This window comes from Streptomyces sp. CC208A, assembly GCF_030010625.1.
GTDB lineage: Bacteria > Actinomycetota > Actinomycetes > Streptomycetales > Streptomycetaceae > Streptomyces.
Genome location: NZ_JASCXN010000060.1, coordinates 1 through 22,193 on the forward strand (window position 1 = coordinate 1; position 22,193 = coordinate 22,193).

Below are 22,193 nucleotides of genomic sequence, written 5' to 3' on the forward strand. Positions count from 1 at the left end.
CAGGCGTGGGCCACCACGGAACAGGCGACTTGGAAGTTCGCCTGCGAAGCGAGAAGGAACTGGAGCGCGCCCAGGACCTCTTCCGTGCCAGCTACGCGACAGCGTGAAAGCGGGTGCGATTACGGTCTGGCCGCCGGCGGTGGAGTTTTTCGGCTTCTCTGTCGTTTAAGGACCTTTCGAAGGGCGGCAGGAAGTGGCGGTGGAACACCCATCATCGTGAGAATCCCCGGTTAGGCTAACCGGGGATTCTCGGCTACCTTTCGCCACGCGCGTGACCGCCGCCATCTACCCCGAGGACTGCATGGCCGAGCTCAACCGGCGTACGCGGACGGCGTGCGAGGCTGTGCTCGGGATCGTCCTGTGCCCGAAGGGCGCCGACTGCTGACGGGGTCGCGGACTGCTCGGAGGGCCGGGGTACCTTCTCTCGCCCCACACCGGGCTGGATTTCTAGCCATTTCTCTCAGCCTTGATGAGGTCAGCGCCCTTGTGTGTGCTGGGCGAGCACGGCTTCGAACGCGGTTGCCTGGTCCCGCAGATGCCCGGACTCCTCCTTCAGGACCGCTCGGGCTTCCTGATCGTCGGGGGCGACCAGGAGCAGGCGGCCAGCCGCATTCATCACGCGCAGGTGCTCGGCAGCCTCGGGGCGCAGGTCCTCGGGCAGGCAGGTGAAGGCGAGGTTGCCCACCGCGGCCATGGTTCTCTGGGACCGCTGGCTGTCCGGGAAGCGCAGCCCGTGTCGGGCGACGAGGTGATAGGAAGCGGCAACGCAGATGGCGACGGTCAGGTCGAAGGCGACCCAGACCGGTGCCCGGGCCCCTTCGCCGAGGAAGAACGCGGCCAGCTCGCCCGCGGTGCCGCCGCCCACGAAGGCGATGAGGAAGATACCGATGGCTGTGAGGAGGAAGGAGATCTCGTCGAGTTCCTCGTCGATGAGCTTCGGTGCGAGGTAGCGGGCCGGGCCTGCGAGGGCGGGGGCGGGTTCGGTGACCACGATGTTGTCTCCCCAGCTGATCATGGATGGCTCATTCTGTGATGGTTTGAGGTCTTGGACGTGCAGCCGTGACCGGCTGTTCTGCCTCGGATCCGTTTGCCGGGCCTGAGACTGTTACCTGCGCGGCGGCCGTGCCTGAGGTACGGCCGCCGGAAGAGGGAGCTGGGCAGCCGACTGCGAGGCGGAGCCGGGTGCCGGGAGCGGCCTGGGGCTCGGCTGTGTGGGTGACGGAATCAGGTCGGCGGCGGTGCTGGCGAGCTGGGCCAGGAGATCGTGGGGAACGCCGGCGGAGAGACGGATGGTCCACGCAGCCCGGCCGAGGTCTTCCCCGCCGTACAGCGTCCATCGGTCTTCCACGGCGTGCGGGGTGGACTCGAAGACGACGGTCCCGTCTGGTGCCGCCCAGGTGGTGCGGGCGGGGTGGCTCGCCGGGCGCCAGGCGGCGCCGTGGAGGACGCCGTCCAGGTCGCCGGCGATCGTGAAGGGCGGGGCGTCGAGGTATTGGAGCATCGTGTGGACGAGGGGGACGGGGGTGCCGGCGGTGACGGTGGCGTGCCAGAGCCGCTCGCCGACGGGGCCGTCGTACTCCGCGATGGTCCAGGCGACGTCGGTGCGGTGCCGGGCCTCGTGATCGAACTGGGCTCGCAGGGCGAGGGATTCGTGGAAGGCGATGGTCGTCTCGTCGAAGGGGCGGTACCTCTCCCACTGGCGCTCCTCGTCGAAGAGGGCGGCGAGGAAAGCTTCGTGATCGCCAGGCTCTGCGACCGGAGGCTCGGCCGCGGGAGCGAAGGTCTCCTCAACGGCGGACGGTATCTCGCCCGCGAGGAGTTGACGGATGGACTGTTCGAGGTCGGTGAGCGGGGCAGGGCCGGGGCGGACGGCTACGGAGTAGAGCCGGTGGAACTCGGATACGGCCTCCGCCTCGGTGTCGAACGCGATGCCGGTCTTCTGCCGGAGGTGGTTCTCGCCGTGGAGGTGGACGTGGCGTCGGACGCCTGTGGCATAGGAGCCGACGGCGACGGTCGCGTGGCCGTCGTGGGCGTGCAGGTGGACGACGAGACGGCCTTCGGCGATGTCGTCGTGGATGCGCTGGGCCTCGGCGCCGACCTCGCGGATCTCCTCGCGCGTGCACCAGGGCATCGGGTAGTTCGCCCAGGTCCACTCGGTGTCGATCTCCTCCTGGAGGGCGGGCTCGATCTCGGTGGTGAACCCGAGCTGCCGGAGCCGTTCGGCCGTCTTGACGGCGTAGTGGGGCTCTTCGCGGTCGACGCGGGCCAGGACCATGGTCGTCGGGCTGGTGCTGCGGAAGCCGGCGTCGTGGAGGTGGGAGCGGGCGGCGTCGGCCGTGGGGCCCGTCGTGGTGGCGATGACGGCGGGGTGGTGGTCGGGGTGGAGGGAGAAGCGGACGTGGGCGTCTGCGGGGGCGTACGGCATCGGAGTCCTTCGCGGGGTCAGTGGGTCCGGCCGGCGGCGACGGGGCGTGCCGGCGGCGAGACGGCGGGGGCACGGCGGCCCGCGGGGCCGGCACGTGCGGCGCGGGCCGGCTGGGTGAGGGGAGGGCGGGTGGCGTGCTGCCAGCGGGTGCGGATGGCGCCGATGTCGGCGAGGACCCGGCGGGCGCCGGCGACGAGCTGGAAGGGCGTGTTCGCCGGGTCGCCGGTGTATGCCTTGATGCGTCGGCCGGTCTGGTCGGTGGTGGCCAGGAGCGAGCGGGTCAGGACGCGCTGGCCCCAGTGCCCGACGGAGCCGACGGGCTCGGCGAGGAGACGGAGCACGTCGCCCGGCTCGCTTCCGTCCTGCAGCAGCAGGCCGCGCTGCTGGGCTTCCCACAGGACGGTGACGGGGTCGACGGGCTCGTGCCGCCGGGCGAGCGCGGTGAGGCACTGCCACAGGCCGGCGTGCAGGGGCTGGGTGAAGTCCTCGGCCAGCAGCCACCGTACGGACTCGATGTCGGCGGGGTGGGCGGTGGCGGTGGCGAGCAGCAACTGCTCTTCCTCCGCTGCTTCGGCGTGATCGGGCACGGTGGCCGGCGGGGCCGACGGCGTGCGGGGGAGCACGCCGGAGCGGGGCGGGAAGCGTGTGGCGATGTCGTCCACCACGGCGGCGAGCGCGTCGGCCCGGGCGAGGACCGTCTGGACGGGGTCGGGGAGGGAGGGGTCGCGGACTGTCTGGACGAGGAGGTCGGCGGCGGCCTGGAGGCGGCGGCGGGCGTGCTCGGCCTCGACCATCCGCGCGTAGGCCGCCGCGTGCCGGGGCCAGGGACAGACCTGGATGAGGGTGTGCAGGTAGGAGGCGCTCAGGCCGCGCGCCTCCTTCCGGGCCGCGGCGAGCACCTGGTTGAGCCACGCGGTGGTCTTCCTGTGTTCGTCGGGGTCGGGCGGCGGCAGGGTGCTGATCGCGGCGAACAGGGCGGCGTGCGGGGCGGTGCTCCAGGAGTCGGCGGAGATGCCGGTCACGTCGCCGAGGAGGCGTGGGTCGAAGAGGAGCGCGCCGAGGAGGGCCTGTTCGGCGTGGAACACCGGGCGCGGCGCCGGGATCGTGCTGAGGTCGTCCTCGTCGGGATCGGGGCTGTGGGACATCAGGCGGCCAGGGTGAAGTCGTCGGGGGTGAGGGTGCGGTCGAGGTGCGGGGCGAGCAGGTGCGCCGCGAGCCGCGGGGGGACCGCGTTGCCGATCTGCGCGAACTGGGCGCCCTTGGTGCCCTGCCAGGGGTAGTCGGCAGGGAAGCTCTGCAGGATTCCGGCTTCGGTGGCGGTGATCCGGATCGGCGCCGGCGCCGGTACGTCCTCGGCCCCCGCCTGGGCGACCCAAGTGCATTCGTTGGCGCGGTGCCCGAAGAACAGCGTCCCGGCCGGCTCCGAGAGCGCCCGGACGGTGGCGTTGGCCTGGTTGTTGCTGCGCAGGGACCACGTCCAGTGCCCGGTCTTGCTGGTGCAGGTGGGGGCGGGGCCGGTGGTGGGGCTGTCGCCGCGGGCGCCGTGCCGGGCGGTCCAGCCCGACCCGCGGGTCTGGGGCTTGAGGACGATGTCCCCGACCGCCGGCGGGGCCGTCCAGGTTCCGCGCGCCCGGGCGGCGACGAGGGTCTTGCGGGCGCCGGAGGGGAAGGGTTCGGGGCCGCCGCCGGGCCCGCCGCCGGCGCAGACGGTCGGCACGGGCCGGTCGGTCGCCCCCCAGCCCAGGGCCTCGGCCATCGACACCCAGCGGGCCCGGCCCGGCCCGAACAGGCTCTCAGGTTCAGCGACTTCGGCGTGGGTCGGCGGCGGGGGCTCGGCGGTCCGGACACGGGACGCGATCAGGATCGCCCGCCTGCGGGTCTGCGGGACGCCGTAGTCGGCCGCGTTGAGGATGCCGCACCACACGGAGAACCCCCAGCCGCGCAGGATCTGCGCGTACTGCTTCCACAGCGGCAGGACGTCGGGGACCTCTTCCATCGCGATCCACTCCGGCTCGCCGGCGGCGTGCAGGGCGTGGAGGTAGCGCATGGGTTCGGCGGCGAGCAGGGAACGGGGGTCACGGCAGGCGGACAGGAGCTTCTCGCGGGTGTCAAGGCCGGCGGCGAGGTCGGCGACCGCCTGGTGGACGAGGTCCTGGTCGAGGAGGCCGAGCCGCTTGCCCGCCCTCGACCATGCCTGGCACGGGGGCGAGGCGATGAACCCCCGGACCCGGCCGGCGAAGATCCACGCCGGGTACATCGCCACGTCGGTGCGGATCGTCAGCAGACCGGCCGCCGCCCGCGTCCGGCACGCCCACTCGTCCCACTCCAGCCCGATGTCCCGGATCCCCACCCGGTGCAGAGGCGCGCTCCAACCACCAGGACCAGCAAAAAGATCAAGGACAAGACCCTTCGGCGGGATCACGACGCGAGCCCGAAGTCGTCCTGCTCGACATCGCCGCGGCAGCTCCAGGGGGAGCAGCCGTTCACCACGCCCAGCTCGGCCGCGTCGGCCTCGGCTTCGGCCGCGGCGTCGAGGGCGGCACGCTCGGCCCTGGTGACATGGTCGATCGGGGCCTCGCCAAGGGGGACACGCGACCGGTGCAGGAACGCCTGGCCCAGCAAGGCGTTGCCGGTGGCGTTGGCACGGGCGTTGCCCTTCCTGATCGCGGCGTCGAACTCCACGACATCCGCCCATTCGCCGGGCGAGGTGTCACGAATTTGCCGCCACTGGGCATTTCCGTGGAAAGGACAGCCCAGACAGCTCGATTTCGGGGTGTCCGCGAGCCCGAGGGAGGTGAGATAGCGGACGCAGTCGGAACGCGACCAGTCCATGTCGATCAACGGATGCCGATTGCGCATGTACTTCACATCGGCGTCCTTGGCGCGGTGAAATTCGTCGGTGGATATGCCGATCCACTGCTCGACGAAAACACCCTTAGGGACTCGCGTCGGATACGGGTATCCAAGGAGCTCGCGGACCTTCTTCTTGATGGGCTTGACCTTATATTCCCCGCTGCACTGGCGCCGGGTCATCCCAGGTCGGCCGTCCGCGTTGAGAATGTAGAGGGGCATCGAAGCGAAACGGTGATCGGGGTCCAGGGCATCGTTGCGGATGTTCCCGGAGGAGACCCGGAGGATGGGTATTCCGGCCGGTTCGGCGATTTCCCGTTCGAGACGGTCAAGGTGCGTGTAGACGCTCCGGGGCTCCCATCCGGTATCGGCGAAGATCGCGTAATCGACTTTCGGCAGAATTCCTTCTGCGGTCAGGGCGAGCAGGGCGCTGGACTGGACGCCGGCGCCAAGAGAAAGGGCACGGAACTGGGGAGAGGTGGAAATTTGGAAAATCCTTGGATGAGGGGGATGGGCCGGAAAACGGCTCCTGGAGGGGGGAGCGGGCTCGGCGAGGAAGAGGAGGGGACGGGGCCGGCTGCCGCGGTGGCGTCAGCGGCGCTTCGCCGCGTGGGGGGCAGCGGGAGACGGGGCCGGTGCGGGGCTGGCGGCGGAGGGGCCAGCCGCCGGGGGAGCTGTCCGTACTGGGGGTGCTGGGGCGCGGCCACTGGGCTGCGGGGGCCGGGAGGCGAGGGGCCTTCGTACCGTGATGACCGGGGTGTGCGAGGCGTTGCTCGTGACGCCGAGCACGCGGTCGCCCGGACGGAGCTGGTCGGTGGTGATGGTGATCAGGTCGTGCACCACGGTGGGCTGTGTGTGGGGGCTCCAGCCCAGAGCGTGGAGTGCAGATTCGAGCGGCAGTTCGTGCCGGGTCATGACGTAGCGCAGGTTGTCGGCGGGGATCTTGGTGTACCGGGCCCAGTCCTCCAGTCCCATGCTCAGTCCGTAGGCCCGGTGGGGAGTGCCGGTGCCCAGGGTCGAGCGGTTCTGTGGCTCCTCGGTGATCGCCTGCTCGGGGTCCCATCCCTGGATGAGGCGCAGCCGGAGGGTGCTGGTGCTGCAGGCGGCCCGTGGGTCGACACCCCAGTGGCAGAGCGGCTTTGTCTCCCCGAAGGCCGTGACGTGCATGGTGAAGTCGGGGCCGTCGGCTCCCTTGAGCAGAGCCTCTTCGAAGGGCATGCCGAACTTCGTGATCCGGTTGTAGAGCGTGTGGTACTTGATGCCGGACTGGTCGGCCCAGCCGCGCAGAGTCAAGGTCCTTCCCTGGTAGGTGTGTTCGAGGGCAGGTTTGTCGTGGCGCTGGCGGGTGATGGCGTCCTCGGGCGACCATCCCAGGGCGAGGCGGGTCCGCAGCGCTTCGCGGCTGACCGCGCAGCGGGGGTCTTTGGACCACGAGGCCAGGGGCTTGGACTCGCCGAACGCGGTGATCGGCCCGCGGGCCAGCTCCCACAGGTAGCGGTCGCGGCGCCGGTCCTTCGGCCAGGCCAGGTGTCGTCCTGAGTCATCGTCCGACGGGGGCGTCCGGGCGACGGATCCGGAGGCTTCGCTGGAGGGTTCGGTCATGCGGTTTCTTTCAACTGGGGCCTTGAGAGGGGGCGGAGGGTTTCGAAGGCGATGCCGCTGGGCGAGTGCTCAGGACGGCGCTGGAGGGCGTGCCGAAGATGGCGGCGAGAGCACGGCGGCCTCTCGGGGAGAGGGCGACGCGCTGGGTGCCCGATGACCGGGGAAGGGCAGGTACTCGGTCAGGCCGCGGGAATGGAGTGACCGGAGGGTGGCGGGTGAAGTGGCCGGCGAGGACGTGGACCGCGAGCGATGTCGGGGCGGCGGTGTCAGTGGAGCCTGTCATCGGCGTCGCCCCCTTCCGGAAGGTTCGACCAGAGCGCCGAGGGCGTGCACGACGTGTGGGCCCAGGGGGGATTTGCCGTCGAGTGGCGTCAGCCGGGCCTGGCTGCGGGCGAGGTACGGGATGTCGTCGAAGGCGCGCTCGACCGGGTCTGGCGTGGCGAGGAAGGAGAGGAACTGGGCGGCGAGCTGCTCGGGAAGATCGCCTTCGGCCCGGACGGACCAGTGGGTGCCGAAGCCGTCGTACACGGAGTGCTCGATCTGCCAGGAGGCGCCCTGTTCGTAGCGCAGGGTGCAGTGCCCGTCTGGGGAGGTGAACGAGGTCCCGCTCGTGGTCCATCCGCTCAGGTCGGCGATCTCGGCGACCGAGTGGCGGGTGAGGGGGATCCGGTCCGCATGGCGTGTGTCGCCCAAGAGCTGGGGCAGGGCCTGGGTGATCGCGGCCAGGGGTTCGAGCGGGGTGAGATGGGTGGCGGTGATCCTCCAGAGCGGGTCGGGGTGCTGGATCGTCCACCATGTCCCGTTGGGGCTGGACGGGGAGAAGTCCAGCAGCAGGTCGTGCCCTGGGCTGTCCATGCTGACGTGGCCGGACGCCGGATCGTGAGTGTGCTCCCATCCGAACAGGTGGATCAGGGGCCCGAGGACATCCGCGAGCCGGTCACCCGTGCCGGCCAGATGTCGAGGTGACACCAGGAAGCGGTCCGTGGCTCTACTCTGCACGGCTACCTGCTGCGCTTGACGGAGACATCGGCCTGCATGGGCATCGGAGGTCCAGCAGAGGGTTGGGGAACTCCATGGCGGAGTGCTCCTTTCGGGGAGAGGCAGGCGCCGGGCCGGGCTAGCGCCGTGCGCCTGTCGGTCGGGGGGCGCCCGTGCGTGCCGCGATGGAGGCCGGGACGGCGGTGGGGAGGGACGGAACGGGGCGGGCCTCCAGCAGGGTCCGGACGCCGCTGGCGGTGAGCCGCGCGCCGTACCGTTCGGTCGTGCCCTGCAGCGGAGTGAGGTCGACCAGCTTCTTGTCGACGAGCGCATCGATGGTCGTGGCCCGCAGATGAGCACCCAGTGGCGTGGCGACCTCCCGGATGCCCGAGTGTGAGGTGCGGACGACCGCGTCGCCGCGGGCGAAGACCGCGAGGCCCTTGCGCTGGGCCTCGCTCACCTTGACGGCCGTGCTGCCCGTCATGGTCTGGTCGCGGGCCGCACGTTCCTGGGCGTAGAGGACGCCGTCGTGACGCAGAAGAGCGGCGCCGACGTCCTGAACGGCTACAGGGGTTCTCGCCAGCGCGGCCTTCGCCTGCACGAGCAGGTCCTCGGACGCTGCGATGTCGCCGTGTGCGAGGGCGGAGATGGTGTTCGCTACGTGTCCGGAGGCATGGGTGGTCGCCTCCGCGAGGCGGCGCAGAAGAGCGACGGCGTGGAGTCCGTCCATGGTGGTGGGGGCGTCGCTCAGCGCGGTCTGGGCCAGGCGCCTGCCGGCCAGGAACGAGGTCTGGTGTATCCAGCCGGCGGCTCGGACCGTGTCCGCGAGCCGCTCGGTCGCGGAGCCGCGCTGACGCCGGGGCTCGTCGAGTCTGTCCATGCTGACCAGCAGAAGCTTGGTGAGAGAGGCGAGGTCTTCGGGGCTCGGGACCGAGCTGTGGGAGGAGTCCAATGGTGTTCCCTGGGGTCGGTGGGTGAGTTCGGCGGCAGGCCGCGGACCTGGCCGGTGGGGAAGGGCGTTACGAGCGCCGGGTACGGGCTGTCGGAACTGCGGGGGCGGTCGGCACCTTCGCGGCCATCAGCGCGGGCTCGGCGGTGGCCCGGTCGATGAGGGGCTGGTCCTTGGCCCGGGCGGCGGCGGAGGCCAGCCGTCGTGAGAGGTGCTGGGCGAGCCCGCGGTACGCGCTGGCAGCGCGGGAGAGTTCCTCGACCGCCTCGGACAGGTAGCCGCGGCTGGTGCCTGCCGTCCGGTCGCCGTCCTCGTAGAGGAGGGCGTCGGTGCGCCCGGTGATGCCGTACGTGCACAGGGAGGCAGCGACGGAGATCCGCAGAGCGGCCTCTGAGAGACGGGCAAGAGCCTCGGGCCCCTGCTTCATGACGGCGTACTGACTGGTCGAGAGGGTGTCGAGCTGTTGCAGGCACCTGATGGACAGATGGTGGATACGTGCGGCGATGGGAGCGATCTCCCGGACGGGCCGGGTGATGTCGCCGTCCCGCACGCCGTCGATCTCGGCGTGCAGGTCTTCTAGTTCGCCCGGTACGAGCCCGAGGAGCCGGGTCTGCTCGGCGAGGTCGATGGTCTTCACTGGTCTCCGCGGCAGGGGTGGAAATGGCTACGCGGCCTGGTCGAAGTCGCTCTGGGCGGGATGCTGTTTGGCGACGGCGCGGGCGGTGATGGCCTTCGAGGCGCGGGCGGAGGCGGCGGCGAGTTCGTCGGCGCCGGGCTCGGCGTACCAGGGGCGCAAGGTCAACATCGCGACCCTCATACCGGTGGCCAGGCACAACGCGCTGCCCTTGGGCAGGGCGCGGATCGCGTCGGCCGGCAGGATGCGCTCCTGCCGCATGGACACCGAGGTCGACTTCCCGGACTCGGAGTGTGAGGTGGAGACGGTCTCGACGTCGTGGTCGCCGACCATCCGCGAGAGCTTGTCCGCGAAATCCGGATCGTCGATACCGGAGCCGATGATTTTCACGGTGGCCGCGCTCCACATGGCGTCCATGCCGGCGTCGCCCCAGACTTTCTGGCCCTGGCGGTAGGACTGCAGGATGGTGATCGGGATGATCCCGCGGGACCCGAGGTGGGAGTACAGATCAGGAAGGTCGCTGATCTTGCACACGTTGGCGGCCTCGTCGAGGATCGCGAGCATCGGCGGGTCGAGCCGTCCGCCGGCGCGTTCGGCCTGGGCGGTTGCGGCCCGCATCACGCTGTCGGCGCACGCCGCGATCAGCGCGCTTGCGCCGCCGCCGCCGTCCTTCGACAGCAGGAACAGGCTGTCGTGGGAAGTCACGAAGGCAGCCGGCCTGAACTCGGGGACGTCCTTCTGAGGGGTGACCCACGCGGCGATCTCGGCGTTGAGCAGGGCGGAGGCGTACTGGCGGGCAGTCTCGTAGATGCCGTCCCGGGTCTCAGGCGGCCCCTCCACCGTGCCCTTCAACTGGGAGGCGACCGCGGTGAACTTGTGGTCGCGCAGGATGTCGAGCGGGCGCCGGTCGGCGGGGAAGGCGAGCCACTGCATCACGTCGGTGATCGGTCGCTCGTCCAGCGCGGCGGCGAGGAACAACTGGCTGAGGATGTTGCTGCCGGCCTTGGACCAGAAGTCGCCCTGCTGGCTCGCGTCCACGCTCGCGGCGAGGAAATGCGAGGCCAGCCGGTTGGCACCGTCGAGGGTCTTCGCGCCGTCGAGGGGGTTCCACCACATCTCGCGGGCGGCGTGGGCGATCTGCTGCGGGTCCATTGACCACACCCGGCCCACCGCGGCGCGCGCGTCGTACGTCGCGGTGTAGGCGTCGCCCGCCGCCTTGTTGGAGGTGAGCAGGACCGGTCCGGGCGCGGCGAGGATCGAGGGGATCGCGAGGCTGGTGGTCTTGCCGGAGCGCGGGGCCATGATCGCGACGGCCACGTCTTCGAAGCCCATGCGGACCTCGTGGCGGGTCCCGGCGAGGTTGCCGACGAGGATGCCGGCGTCGCGGGGTTCGATGTGCTTGGCGTGCTTCAGGCTCGGCCGCAGGGAGCGGGCCTTGGCCTCGACGGCCTGGGCGAGCAGCGGCTGGATGTCGCGGGCCGTCGCCATTCCGTCGACGGTCTTCTTCCTGCCGGCGGCCCGGTTCTTGTAACGGAGCCACAGGGCGCCCGCGCCGGCGGCGAGGGCCAGCGTCAGTAGGGCAGGGGCGATACGGGTGGCGACGAGCAGGGACGTTTCTCCTGCTGTGGGCCAGAGCTGTTCGGGGTGGAGGAGGGCGTCGGCCGGCCGGTAGGGCACCCAGGGGCCGCCTGCCGTCCAGGCGGAGATGTTGCCGCACAGCCAGGCGATGGAGGCGGCGGGAAGGCCGACGGCGACGGCGGCGAGGAGGATCTTCAGGGCTATGTCGTAGCCGTCGGAGCCGGACGAAGGGGAGCTGGGCATGGGCAAGGGGCGGTGGTTCCTTGGGCGATGGCGCCGGGGCGGCGGGACGGTCAGCGGGGGCGGCGCCGCGTCTGCGGGGCCGGGCCTGTCGCGGGCGGGGGAGCGCTGTGCCGGCGGGCGGCCAGGCGAGCGACGCGGTCGGGCAGGGCGGAGGCGAGGCTTTCGGCCGGCACCTGCTGCCACTGCAGGTCGAGTCGGTGCCGGCTGAGGCCGAGGGTCTGTTCGTGGGTCCGCCGAAGCGGTGCCGGATCGGCGAGCGCCTTGATGAAGGCGGCCACGATGCGGGTGGGAGTACGGCCGTCGAAGCGGACAGCCCAGACCGGCACATCCTCCTTCCGCCCGGCGGTGATGAACCAGGAGGCCGAGCCGGAGAGGGTGAGCCGCTCGCCTTCGACGACTCCGTCCGGCGAGCGGAAGTCCCCGTCCGGTGCCGTCTGCCACCCCCGGCGGCGCAGGGGAAGCAGGAGGTCGGCCATGGCCCGCTCGGTGCGGACGGGGTCGGTCAGGGCGTCGGTGACCGCGGCGATCAGCTCCACCGGGGTGCGGGAGCCGAAGGACGCGTACCAACTGGTCGCAGGTGAACCCCCGTTGTGGGTGATGCGCCACCACTGGTCGCCGGGGACGGGTTCGAGGCGCAGGAGCGTCTGCTGGTCGGGGCTGGAAAGGACGACCCGGGGCAGCAGCGGCTCGTGTCCGTGACTCCACCCGGACGCCTGGTGCAGGGGGACGGTCACCCAGGCCGGATCGCCGGGGCCGGCGAGGTAGCGGGGCGCGACGAGCGCCTGGTCGATCATGTCGGTCACCGAAGCCTCCGCCCTGCCGGGGCGAGACCTTCTCCACCGGCTGGAGACGGCGGTGGCGAGGTGGCCGCGCGCCGGGTGGCGAGCTGCTCGACCCGCTCGGGCAGGGCCCGGGCGACGTGCTCGGCCGGCCACCGCTCCCACTCCAGGGTGATCCCGCGGCGCGGGAAGCCCTTTATCTGCTCGGCGGAGCGCCGTGCCGGTTCCGGGGAGGCGAGGGTCTTGAAGAGCGAGGCCAGGATGACGGTGGGTGTGCCTGCTGACAGGAAGGCGTGCCACAGGGGGTCGTCCTCGTCGAGTCTGGCGGTGATCTGCCAGGAGCGGCTGCCGCCGCGGGAGTTCCGGCTGCCGCGGACGTGTCCCTCTGGGGAAAGGAAGGCCCCCCGGCCGGGGTCGGTGGTCCAGCCTGCCTGCCGCAGGGGCTCGTAGGGGTCGACCGGCTGCCGCAGGGGGTAGCCGGGGTGGGTCAGGGCGTCGGTGACGGCGGCGATCAGCTCGACGGGCGTGGACCCGTCGAAGGACGCCTGCCAGTTCGTCCCGGTGCGGCCGTCGCGGTCCGACACATGCCACCACGGGCCCTCCAGGACCGGCTCCAGGCGGAGCTGGCTCTTGGAGAGGGGGCCGGTCAGTACGACGTGCGGGACGAGGGGCTGGTTCAGCGCCGTCCAGCCGGACGCCGTGGTCAGAGGCACGGTGATCCAGGCGGAGTCGCCGGGGCCGGCGAGGTAGACGGGCGACACCAGCGCCTGGTCGACCAGCTCGGGCCTGGGCATCAGCGCCTCACCGCCGACCTGCTCGTGACGGGCTGCCGGTTGAGGTCCGCGCCGGCGCTGGGAGCCAGCCCCGGCGCCGGCGCCTTGAGGGCGACGGCGTGCAGGCCCAGAATGGCGCGACCGTGGATGGCCCAGGTGTCCAGATCGCTCCACGCCTCGGCGTTCCGCTCGGCCAGCGCGTCGATGAACTCCGCGTGGGCCGGCCGGGAGGTGCGCCGGGCCTCGCGGGCCTTGGCCCACTCGGTACGCAGGGCCTCCAGGCGGTCGAGGGCCGTGGCCAGCTCGCTCAGCTGCCACGGCCAGCGGGGCTCGACGTCGCCCGCGGCGATGTGCTGAAGCTGGAACCGGGCCGTGGCGAGCAGGTAGCGCGCCGAGCGGCGGACGGGCTCGAAGGCCCGCCAGGTCTGCGCGTCCCTCTGGACCTTGCGCCAGCCGTACGAATCGTCGTCGTACGGCCAGCCGTCGGTGTCGGTGTGTTCGTCGGAGTAGGAGTCCCAGGAGGCGAGGATCATCTCGCTCTGGACCAGGAATGTCGCCAGCGCCTGGAGGGCGGCGGCGTGCTGGTCGGCGCGATAGGGGAGCGGGGGCAGGGTGATTCCTTCGAGGCGGGTGCGGGTGCGGGTGCGGGTCAGCGGCGGCGGACGGGGAAGCCGGGCAGCGCGACTGGGCCCGTGCGGGTGGTGAGTGAGGGAGGCGCGGGCCGGTGCTGGCGGGCTTCGGCGAGGCGCTTGCGATGTTCGGTGACGATGCGGGTGCCGATTTCGACTTCCTGGCCCACGTGAAGATGGAGCCCATCGTCGATCTGAAGCGGGGCCGCAGCGTGGGAGCCGGGTCGGAGAGAGCGGTGGCGACCGCGCTCAGCACATGATCCGGGGCTCGGGGATCGAGGGATGCTCGCCACAGGAAGCCCTCGGGGCCGTATGGGCCCGAATTCCGGGCGGCTTCGATCTCCCATCCACACAGGCCCATGGAGGGTGAAACACGCCTCTCGGCCACGGTGGTGCGGTCGGGCGACACGACCTTGTGGCCACCGTCGGCGTCGGCCGTGTGCGTCCAGCCCCGCGCCGCGAGGATGCTCGTCATGTCACCGGAGGCGTTGTCCGGGGCGGGGCGCACGAGGGCGTCGGTGAGTCCGGCGATGATCTCCACCGGGGCGTCGCCGCTGAACGAGGCGTACCAGTGGCCCGGGCCGAGGTTGCTGTTCACCTTCCACCAGCCGTGGAAGTGGTGAGGAGACGGCTTGAAGATGAGGTCGTGCTCTTGGCCGGGGCTCTTCATGTGGATGACCGGGTGCAGTGGATCGGAGTGCACCGTCCAACCTGCGGCGCACAGTGCGTGGGTGATGTGCCGGGGGTCGCCGGGGCCGGCGAGGTAGCGGGGAGAGACCGGCGAGCCGAGCTTGCCCAGGTAGTCGTTGGCGAAGGCATCCCGCTGACGCGAGTCGATCACGAAGACGCTGCTCTTTCCGGTGGGTTCTATCGTCGGGTACGGGATCCGCTGCTCGTCGCGTACGCGCGGGCGGGAGCGGGCTTGCGGGTGCGGGTCCGGGCGGCGGCCCAGGAGCTGCGGCCCCAGGTGGCGGCCCGGGCGGCGGTGATCCGGGCCTGCTGCCAGGAGCTGACCTCGGAAGGCCGTACGGACACGGAAGTGACCTGGATCCACTTCGAGGGCGGGACGTGGCCGCGGGGCCGCATCACCGGCTGCGGGTCAGAGAGGGCCGCGGAGAAGTTCTCGACGAGGTGCATCGGGGTCGTGGCCGAGAACACGGCGTCCCAGGTTCTGCCGTGCTCGGTGCGGGCGCCGGCCCACCAGTGGGCCTGACCGGGGCCGCTTTGGTGGAACTGCAGCCAGGTGTTCCGGTCGGGGCTGACGGCGGTGAAGTGCTGGTCGCGTTCGGTCTCCCAGCGCTGCTGCTGGAGCGGGGCCCAGGGATTAGGGGCGTGGGCGGAGCGGTCGCGGGTGAGGGCGTCGGTGAATCCGGCGACGATCTCCACCGGGGTCTGCCGGGTGAAGGTGACCTGCCAGCCGGGCTCGGTCGCGGTGGGCTGGCCCTGGATGTGCCAGCCGCCCGGCTGCCCGGCGGGGTCGTAGGCGACACGCACCAGGTGGTCGGCGCGGTCGAAGATGAGCGGTCCGCCCGTGACGGAGCGGTCGGTCCAGCCGGAGGCGCGCAGGAACTCGGTCACGTGCCGGATGTCGCCGCCGCCGGCCAGGTGCCGGGGCTCGACGAGGTAGTGCTGCTCGGCCTGCTCGCCGGTACCCCAGGTGGGGTGGTGCCGGCGGCTCACCGGTGCCTCCGTACGACGAGCGGGACCGGCGCCGGCGGCTTGACGGTTGTGGCGGACGGGGTGCGGGCTTCGGCGAGGGTGTCGAGGTGCTCGTCGAGGTCGAGGCCGATGTCGTGCAGCTCGTTGGCGGCGCGGCCCAGGGCCAGCCAGACCTCCGGCGGCAGCAGTCCCTGCGTGGCCTGCTGCTGGGCGAAGCGGCTGGCGGTGGCGGCCAGGTTGGTGAAGGCGGCCAGAGCGCCGCGCTCGGGGTCGAAGACGTCCGCCAGGACGGCCACGGTGTCGGGGGGCGAGCCTGGCTGGGTCAGGTACTCGTTGAGGTGGTCGAGCCGGGCGGCGATGCTGCGGGCCTGATAGGTGCCGTAGGTGCGGGGGGAAGGCTGTTTGTTCAGAGGAGGACTCCAGGAGAGGAGCGGACCGGGCGAGCCGGGGTGTGGTCAGCGCCGGGGGGCGCGGGGTGAGCCGGCGGACGGGGGCGGCGGAGGCGGGGAGGGGTCCGCGTTCGGCTTCTGCGAGGTGCGGTGGGCGAGCATGCTCTGCGCCCAGGCGGTGACGTCGAGCTCGTCGGGCTCGATGTTGACGTCGAACCCCGCGATCAGGAGCGGGAGGATCGCGCGGGTGACGAGCTGGCGTTGCGCCTTCTGGTTCAGGCCCTCGGGGGTCTCGTGCCAGGTGTAGCCGGGTCCGTCGGTCACCTCCTGCCGCCGTTCCAGACCGGACTTGTCGAGCCGGGCGAGGAGTTCCTCGGGGGCGCCGGTTCTGGTGATGATGTGGAGCCGGTCGGGGTGGCCGGCCTTGCGGTAGATCTCGACGTCCGTGTTGGTCTCGTCCGCGAGGGTCAAAGGGTTCTCCAGGAAGAAGGGGGGATTACGGGCCCGGGCGGCGCGCGGGCCCCTTCGAGGCCGCGGCCCGCGGGGGAGGCGAGGCTGGTGCGGTTGAGGCGGGCGAGCGTGCTGCGTGTGTGCGCAGCTCTTCGATCTCCCGGGTCTTCCTCGACAGCACGTCGGTGACGTCCATCAGGCGTTCCACCGAACCCCCGTCCCGGGGCTCTGCGGGCACCTGGTTGCCCCAGGACGTCCAGACGGAGACCAGCACGTCCCGCAGCCGGGGCAGTACTCCTGTCTCGGGTGCGGAGATCTAGGCGAGGACGGCGGCGAGCACCGGCCCTTCGCCGGTCTTGCGGGCGAGTTCCGCCAGGTACGTCAGGTGCCGGTGGGCGGCTTCCCGGTCTCCGTCCTGTGTGGCGAGGACGTTGAGGCTGGGGTCGAGGAAGGTGCTGTATCCGGCGGCCAGCAGCGCGTACGAGGCGGTGGTTGTCCCGAGGCGCTGCTGCTCGACGGGCATGGTGACCGGCAGGCGGTGGTAGTAAGTGCTGGGGCCCGGGTGGCGGGTGAAGCCGCCGGTCGTCTGCAGGATGCCGGCCGCTCGCTGGTCGCCGCCGACCGCGAGGACGAGCTGGGTGCGCGGGTCGCGCGTGATCGTCACGTAGTGGGGGAGGAGGAACTCGGGCTCTCCGGTGGTGGGGTTCATCGGCTGCGGGCGGCGGAAGCCGTCGTGCGGGCCGGGAGCGGTCGGGGCGCGGCCGGTGCCGGCGGGGCGGGATGCCGCATTCCGATGCCGACGCGGATCTCCGCCAGGCGGGCGCCGACGGCTCGCACGGCCTGTGCCTGTGCGGCGGTGTCGTCGCCGGGCAGGACAAGGAGGTCCTGCCCGTTGTCGTGGACGAAGCCGTGCTCGGTCAGCAGCTTGGCCAACGGGGCGGAATCGGGGACCGGTGTGGTCAGGTCGTCATCCGACCAGGTGAGGTCGATCCTCTCGGGCAGCGGAGAGGCGAGCGCGGTGGCGTTGCGGCGGACGTGTGCCAGGGCGTCGGCGTAGCGGGGCAGCAGGTGCAGGACGAGGGCTTCGGCGGCGTGGAACGGGTCGGCGGGGAGGGAGAGCCCGTCGGGCTCTCGGACCCCTGTGTACGCGGCCTCAGGGAGATCGTCGGGGGCCAGGGCGGCGACGAGGAACCCTTCGGGCTGGCCGAGGTGGTCGATGACGAGCAGGCGGGTGTTTTCGTCGGTGCGGGTGAGGATCGCGCAGTGGGCCACGCCGTGGGTGGCGATGGTGTGAGCGGTCTGGTCCATGTCCCACACGGCGGAGGCGAGGTGGTCGTAGTCGGTGCCACCGTGGTCGGGGTGGTACTGGCTGGTCCACCGGCCGGGCAGCTCGCCGGCGAGGATGACAGCGAAGGATTCGAGGTCGCTGGGGTCGGTGTCGTGCAAGAGGGTCCTTGGTGCGTGGGTCACAGCCGCCGGGCCGGCGGGGAGCCGGCCGGCCGGGGTGGCAGGGCGGGGATGGGGCAGGGGCAGTGGACGGACGCTTCGCGTTCGTTGTCCGCGACTTCGCTCGGGCAGGGGCGGCGCGCGGGGTGGTCTTCGTGCCGGTCGGCGAGCTCGTTGCGCAGCTGGTGGAGCTGAGTGGCGACGATCGTGAGTTCGCGACCGTTCAGACCACGGAGGGCGGCGGTGTGCCGGTCGGAACCCTGGCCGAAGGTGTCGAGGAACTCGGCCGTCGCATCGAGTACTTGGCCGAGAGCGGCGAGCACGCCGTCGTGGGTGGCGGTCAGTTCAGTCAGGACGGCGGCTGCGTCCTGCGTGCTGGTGGCACGGCGGAGGTCGTCGGCGAGGGCGGCGACCTGCGCGCCGAGGGGGAGATCGTGGGTGGTGCGCCGGTCGGTGTCGAAGGGCTCGTCGCAGGCGACCCAGTAGCCGACGGACCGGAGCGCGGAGACCGCGGTGGCGGCGAGAGCCTTCTCGGCAGCCTGGTCGAGGCCGGTGGGGGCGCGGTGGTACTGCTCGTGCCAGCGGCGGATGTGGACGAAGCCGGTGCGCTGCAGGATGCTGTGCGCCTCCGGATCGCCTCCGTGGGCGAGGACTTCACCGGAGTGGGGATCGCGGTGCAGTTCGATGTGGCGGTCGCTGAGCGCCAAGCAGGGATGTCCTTACATGAGGCGCCGTGACCCCGTTCGTGCCGCCGAAGGCCGGGCCGGTGGACACGGCGCCGGCGGGGGTGCGGTCGGCGGTCGTCGGAGTTCGTCGGCGGTGGTGGTGATGTCGTGCTGGAGGTCGAGCAGGCGGCGGGCCAGCCACTCCAGACGGTGGCCGGCCTCACGGCGATGAGCCTGCGGATGCCCGGCGAGGAGCTGGGCGTGCAGTTCGACGATGCTGCGGGCGCCGGCCAGCGGGGCCGCGATGTCGGACAGGGGGGTGATGCCGCACGGCGGGGTGGAGAGCGCGCCGGGAGTGAGGAGGCTGAGGTCGTGCTCCAGTTGGCGGGCTTCGGCGGCCAGGCGGCGGGGGACGCCAGGGGGCTGTTGCTGCCAGGCGCCGTCGAGCCTGATGAGGCTGGCGATCAGGTCGAGGCGGTGGGGACGCACCTGGAGCGCGACCCACCGGCAGTCCTGGGCGTCGCCGGGGATCTCGATTCCGGCGGCGCGGGCGATGCGGTGAGCGACCTCGGACCACTCCTGCCCGGTCAGCGGCCGGTCTTCGGGCGCCAGACGGACGGTCAGGTGCAGCACCGCCCGCCGGTCGCCCGCGGGGCTCGCCGCGAAGGGATGCTCGTACAGCGGATCATTGAGATGCTCCGCCCAGTCCAGCGCCGTCCACGACCCGGGCTCGCCGGCGGCCGTGAACGCGTCCAGCCCCGGCCAGTAGGCCGCGATGGTGTCCCCAGCGAGCTTCTCCTCGTAGGGGAGCGGGGTGCCCAGTACGTCGTCGCCCAGCACGAGTCCGGCGTCGGCGGCACGCTCGTGAATGCGGATGATCACCGGCCGGCCGCCTTCGTGTCCGAGACGTGGACGAGCTGACCCCGGTCGGTCACCCGGTACCAGCCGAGGTCGACCTGCTCCGTGCCGACGATCTTCGGGAGCAGGTAGTCCTCCAGGGCGCGCAGGTAGATCAGGCAGTCGGGGCACCTCTTGGAGAGATGGACGAGGTAGCGGGGGTGGGCGGTGGTGAACGACTGCGCGCCGCCGAGCGGGTTGCGCACCCGCCAGCCGTCCTCGTCGGTCGGGGTGTGCCAGGACGGGGCCACGATGGTCATCGCGTCGCCCCACAGCTCGCCGTCGGCAACGCCCTTGATCACCACGACTTGGTCGCCGGCGGCGAAGTGGGCGTGGGTGATGTCGCGGTCGGCCGTGATCGTGTCGGCGGGTGCGAACTGGGGACGGGTGGGTTCGGGCACGGCGAAGTCCTTCCGCAGAAAGCCGCAGGTTGCGTTGGGGTCAGGACTCCATAGTCTGGAAATTGGCCGGTTAGGCTAACCGGCGAACGTGCGCTATATATATGCGGCTTCGCTCCCGGGACGGTCTTGTGGGAGCCACGGTCAGCGGTGCGGGTTCTCGGTGCCGATGTCGTCACTTGTGGCGGCGTCGAGCAGTTCCGGAAGGTCAGTGCCTTCGGCGTCACGCTGATCGATCCACCAGCCCGCGCGGCTGATCGTGCGGATCTTCTCCTCCAGCACGGCCCAGTCCGCCTCGTCCCAGGTGCCCTCGCTGACCAGGGCCCTGTACGCGGCGGTGACCAGCTGGAACCGGGAGCGCTCGCCCCACGCCAGGGCCCGCTCCGGCCCCTCCAGCGGCGGCATGTCGAACTGCTCGGCCCACTGGGCGGCAGCCGCCTGCTCCTCCGCGCGCCGTGCGGCGAGCCACTGCTCCTTCGCGGCCGTGTCGGCGTCGCGGGCGGCCTTCCAGCACTCGGTGCACTCACGCCCGGCGAGCCAGCGTGCGAACCCCGCCCGGCGGTCCGCCGGGCGGTCGGCGAGGTTGTGGGTGATCTCGTGTCCGCAGCTGTGGGTGACGGTCCAGGAAGTCTTGATTGCCATAGTTGTTCCTACTTTCTGTCTTCTGTGTCGTCTCAGCGCGTCCTGCGGATGGCGTCTGTGGCCGCCGTGGCGATGGCGGCAGGAGCGCTGGAGGGCCGGGGCAGGTGCAGCAAGGTGGTCCCCGGCAAGTGGAGGGACCTTGCGGTGAGGGTGAGCTGGAGTACGGCGCAGCCGGCGGTCGTGAGCTGCTTGATGCGGGTGACGGCTTGAGCGGTTTCGTCGCTGCGGTACTGGGCGTCGGTGACGATCACGAGGAGGCGGCCGGCGCCGGGGCGGCTGAGTTCGAGGCCGTGGTCGAGCGCGTCGATGGCGTCGCCGAGATTGTGGGCGCCGCCGGTGGCCTCGAACGTCGTCACGCGCTCCGGTGCTCGGTGGGTGGGTCGGGTCAGCGCGGTCAGGTGCCTGTCGTAGGCGATGGTGGCGGTACGGGAGTCGGGGTCGGTCAGGGCTGCTGCGCGTGCCACGATCCAGGCGGCGGACGCGACGGGTGCGCAGGCGGCACGCATGGAGCCGGAGACGTCGACGGCGATACCCACGCGCAGCGGTGGGGTGGGGGAGTTTCGGCGGCGGGTGTGGGTGAACGGTTCCGCCGTGGGTGTCGCCCCGGCCGCGCGCTGGGCGTCGCGGGCGAGGGCCGCGCGCATGTTGAGGCGGCCGGGCGGGGTGGGGCTGGTGGTCCGCTCCTCGGTCCGCTCGCGGTAGGCGGCGGCTCGTAGGGCACGGCTCAGACGGGCGGCGGCGCTCTGCTCGGCGGCGGTGGGCCTGCGGGTGCCGGTGACCGGGTTGCTGCGGGGCGCCGGTGTGCCGTCCGGGGCGACGGTGGTGCCACGGCCGTTGAAGACCGACTTGGCGGTGGCAGCGGCTTTGCGCCGCTGTCCGGCCCGCTGGGCGCGGTCCTGAGCCTGCGCCTTGGACTGCGCGGCCTTGGCGTTGGCCGCTGCGTCCTGTGCCGCGCGGTCGGCGGCGTCGGTGGCTGCCGCGCTGTCCATGACCACCCCCACGGCGCCGGACAGCAGATCGGGAAGGCCCTCCGGCACGGGCAGGGCGGGGGTCGCGATGTCCAGAGCGTCGCACCATTCCTGAGCGTGCGCGAGCATGGTCGTGGCATCGTGGTCGGCGCACTGGTGGGCTGCGGTCCAGATACGGGTGAGCGTGGCCAGCAGGTCTGCGCCCAGCACCTTTTCGCACAGATCGGCGACGGCCCGGGTCTCGCCGGCGTCCAGGATGCCGACGTCACGCCGGCCGAGGATCAGGGCCGCCACGGCGGCGGCGTGCTCGACGCCCTGAAGGGTGGGGTGGGCGATGTCGGGCATGACCAGGGTCCGGGCACTGGTGCGCAGGTACGTGCGGTCCGTGGGCCGCCTGGTCAGGTGTGCGCCTTCGGCACGGCTCTCCTCCAGCAGGAGCGCGGCCTCGACGACACGGGGGTTCGCTCCGGCAGGCGCCGTCCAGACGGAGTGGGCCGCGTGCGCGGCCTCGTGGACGAACACTCCCCAGGCGGCGGGATACCGCTCCTCGTCGCCCACAATCCGCGGATGGATCTCGTGGGGCTTGAGCGGGGCGAACAGGCCGGCGTCGAACTCGACCTCGCCCAGAGCGGGGAAGAACGCGGCCGGTGCGCCGCTGCGCGTGCCGGGGCGGCAGGTGACGAGGAGGTCCTGGCGGCCGGAGAGGGCGACCAGCCGGTCGCCGAGTTCGGCTCCCACGCGCAGCCACGCGGCCGGGGAGGAGCGGGGTCGTGCGGGTGGGGCGCCGTCGTCGTCCCATCGCGCGAGGTCGGCGTCGTCGTCCGGTGTGGTGGCGGGGGGCTGGACGTGGTGGTGGGCGCTCATCGCGAACGGCCCCGGTGTGCGGAGCCGGTGCTGCCCGGGGGCTGCCGGACGGCCGAGGCGGACAGCTGCTTGCCGAGGGTGAGGGGGCGGACCTCCTTAACGCCGACGGCCTTGATGACGGCGGCGGCGACGGCGTCGCGATCCTCCAGAGGAGCGATGCCGACCAGGTTCGCGAGCGCGGCATTGGTGCCGAGGACGGCCTCGGTCTTCTGGTAGCTGAGCAGTTCCCGCAGTTGGGGGGCCCAGCCCAGCTCGCCGAGTTCGACCTGGCGGGAGAGGTGTCGGGCTACCCGGACCACCCGGGCGTCGATCCTCAGCGCCAGGGCGAGGTCGTAGTCCGTGCCGATCTGGATCTGCACGCTGAACCGGGACGAC

24 protein-coding genes and 2 pseudogenes are annotated in these 22,193 nt (G+C 71.8%); 2 read left to right on the forward strand and 24 right to left on the reverse strand.

Annotated elements, in window-relative coordinates; genetic code table 11:
- A pseudogene (locus QK442_RS34850) lies at positions 1-107 on the forward strand (transporter); the annotation flags it as partial.
- Between the two features lie 368 nt (positions 108-475).
- Here QK442_RS34850 and QK442_RS34855 read toward each other — a convergent pair.
- The 13 genes from QK442_RS34855 to QK442_RS34915 form a co-directional block, all read right to left on the reverse strand.
- Complete coding sequence (locus tag QK442_RS34855) at positions 476-1,015, reverse strand: hypothetical protein (RefSeq protein WP_282698141.1); 540 nt, start codon at positions 1,013-1,015, stop codon at positions 476-478.
- Positions 1,016-1,105: 90 nt separating this feature from the next.
- Positions 1,106-2,425 carry a DUF317 domain-containing protein gene (locus tag QK442_RS34860; protein ID WP_282698142.1) on the reverse strand — a complete coding sequence of 440 codons (1,320 nt, stop codon included), beginning with the start codon at positions 2,423-2,425 and terminating at the stop codon, positions 1,106-1,108.
- A 17-nt stretch (positions 2,426-2,442) separates the two neighbouring features.
- Entirely contained in the window at positions 2,443-3,570 is a 1,128-nt protein-coding gene (locus QK442_RS34865; RefSeq protein WP_282698143.1) for a DnaB-like helicase N-terminal domain-containing protein, read from the reverse strand.
- Positions 3,570-4,847: a DNA cytosine methyltransferase gene (locus tag QK442_RS34870; protein WP_282698144.1), complete on the reverse strand. Its 1,278-nt coding sequence runs from the start codon at positions 4,845-4,847 to the stop codon at positions 3,570-3,572. Before QK442_RS34870 ends, QK442_RS34865 begins: the two co-directional genes overlap by 1 nt.
- Positions 4,844-5,701, reverse strand: coding sequence for a hypothetical protein (locus QK442_RS34875; protein ID WP_282698161.1), 858 nt, complete (start codon positions 5,699-5,701; stop codon positions 4,844-4,846). Before QK442_RS34875 ends, QK442_RS34870 begins: the two co-directional genes overlap by 4 nt.
- Positions 5,702-5,866: 165 nt before the next feature.
- Entirely contained in the window at positions 5,867-6,877 is a 1,011-nt protein-coding gene (locus QK442_RS34880; protein ID WP_282698145.1) for a hypothetical protein, read from the reverse strand.
- Positions 6,878-7,156: 279 nt separating this feature from the next.
- Positions 7,157-7,846, reverse strand: coding sequence for a DUF317 domain-containing protein (locus tag QK442_RS34885; protein ID WP_282698146.1), 690 nt, complete (start codon positions 7,844-7,846; stop codon positions 7,157-7,159).
- A gap of 148 nt (positions 7,847-7,994) precedes the next feature.
- Complete coding sequence (locus tag QK442_RS34890) at positions 7,995-8,735, reverse strand: hypothetical protein (protein WP_282698147.1); 741 nt, start codon at positions 8,733-8,735, stop codon at positions 7,995-7,997.
- Between the two features lie 139 nt (positions 8,736-8,874).
- On the reverse strand, positions 8,875-9,441 hold the full coding sequence (locus QK442_RS34895) for a hypothetical protein (RefSeq protein WP_282698148.1): 567 nt from the start codon (positions 9,439-9,441) through the stop codon (positions 8,875-8,877).
- A gap of 27 nt (positions 9,442-9,468) precedes the next feature.
- Positions 9,469-11,259 (reverse strand): type IV secretory system conjugative DNA transfer family protein, encoded by a 1,791-nt coding sequence (locus tag QK442_RS34900; protein ID WP_282698162.1) that lies wholly within the window; start codon positions 11,257-11,259, stop codon positions 9,469-9,471.
- A gap of 50 nt (positions 11,260-11,309) precedes the next feature.
- Entirely contained in the window at positions 11,310-12,053 is a 744-nt protein-coding gene (locus tag QK442_RS34905; protein WP_282698163.1) for a DUF317 domain-containing protein, read from the reverse strand.
- A 5-nt stretch (positions 12,054-12,058) separates the two neighbouring features.
- Positions 12,059-12,832: a DUF317 domain-containing protein gene (locus QK442_RS34910; RefSeq protein ID WP_282698149.1), complete on the reverse strand. Its 774-nt coding sequence runs from the start codon at positions 12,830-12,832 to the stop codon at positions 12,059-12,061.
- Positions 12,832-13,344, reverse strand: coding sequence for a hypothetical protein (locus QK442_RS34915; protein WP_282698150.1), 513 nt, complete (start codon positions 13,342-13,344; stop codon positions 12,832-12,834). Before QK442_RS34915 ends, QK442_RS34910 begins: the two co-directional genes overlap by 1 nt.
- Before the next feature lie 191 nt (positions 13,345-13,535).
- Here QK442_RS34915 and QK442_RS34920 point away from each other — a divergent pair, with 191 nt between their 5' ends.
- The gene (locus tag QK442_RS34920; RefSeq protein ID WP_282698151.1) at positions 13,536-13,700 is read left to right on the forward strand and encodes a hypothetical protein; all 165 of its coding nucleotides are present in this window, start codon (positions 13,536-13,538) and stop codon (positions 13,698-13,700) included.
- A 607-nt stretch (positions 13,701-14,307) separates the two neighbouring features.
- Here the strand turns inward: QK442_RS34920 and QK442_RS34925 are convergent.
- From QK442_RS34925 to QK442_RS34975, 11 genes and pseudogenes are all read right to left on the reverse strand, one after another.
- On the reverse strand, positions 14,308-15,120 hold the full coding sequence (locus tag QK442_RS34925; RefSeq protein WP_282698152.1) for a DUF317 domain-containing protein: 813 nt from the start codon (positions 15,118-15,120) through the stop codon (positions 14,308-14,310).
- On the reverse strand, positions 15,117-15,395 hold the full coding sequence (locus QK442_RS34930; RefSeq protein ID WP_349239705.1) for a hypothetical protein: 279 nt from the start codon (positions 15,393-15,395) through the stop codon (positions 15,117-15,119). Before QK442_RS34930 ends, QK442_RS34925 begins: the two co-directional genes overlap by 4 nt.
- 159 nt (positions 15,396-15,554) lie before the next feature.
- Complete coding sequence (locus QK442_RS34935) at positions 15,555-15,959, reverse strand: hypothetical protein (RefSeq protein WP_282698153.1); 405 nt, start codon at positions 15,957-15,959, stop codon at positions 15,555-15,557.
- A 295-nt stretch (positions 15,960-16,254) separates the two neighbouring features.
- On the reverse strand, positions 16,255-16,647 hold the full coding sequence (locus QK442_RS34940) for a hypothetical protein (protein WP_282698154.1): 393 nt from the start codon (positions 16,645-16,647) through the stop codon (positions 16,255-16,257).
- Positions 16,644-17,384: a hypothetical protein gene (locus QK442_RS34945; protein WP_282698155.1), complete on the reverse strand. Its 741-nt coding sequence runs from the start codon at positions 17,382-17,384 to the stop codon at positions 16,644-16,646. Before QK442_RS34945 ends, QK442_RS34940 begins: the two co-directional genes overlap by 4 nt.
- A gap of 20 nt (positions 17,385-17,404) precedes the next feature.
- Complete coding sequence (locus QK442_RS34950; RefSeq protein ID WP_282698156.1) at positions 17,405-18,091, reverse strand: hypothetical protein; 687 nt, start codon at positions 18,089-18,091, stop codon at positions 17,405-17,407.
- A 12-nt stretch (positions 18,092-18,103) separates the two neighbouring features.
- Complete coding sequence (locus QK442_RS34955; protein WP_282698157.1) at positions 18,104-18,931, reverse strand: relaxase/mobilization nuclease; 828 nt, start codon at positions 18,929-18,931, stop codon at positions 18,104-18,106.
- Positions 18,928-19,347: a hypothetical protein gene (locus QK442_RS34960; protein ID WP_282698158.1), complete on the reverse strand. Its 420-nt coding sequence runs from the start codon at positions 19,345-19,347 to the stop codon at positions 18,928-18,930. The genes QK442_RS34955 and QK442_RS34960 overlap by 4 nt, the downstream gene beginning before the upstream one ends.
- Positions 19,348-19,488: 141 nt before the next feature.
- Entirely contained in the window at positions 19,489-19,986 is a 498-nt protein-coding gene (locus QK442_RS34965; protein ID WP_282698159.1) for a hypothetical protein, read from the reverse strand.
- 32 nt (positions 19,987-20,018) lie between these two features.
- The gene (locus QK442_RS34970) at positions 20,019-21,818 is read right to left on the reverse strand and encodes a hypothetical protein (protein WP_282698160.1); all 1,800 of its coding nucleotides are present in this window, start codon (positions 21,816-21,818) and stop codon (positions 20,019-20,021) included.
- Positions 21,815-22,193: pseudogene (locus QK442_RS34975) on the reverse strand (hypothetical protein); the annotation flags it as partial. The pseudogene QK442_RS34975 and the gene QK442_RS34970, both read right to left, overlap by 4 nt.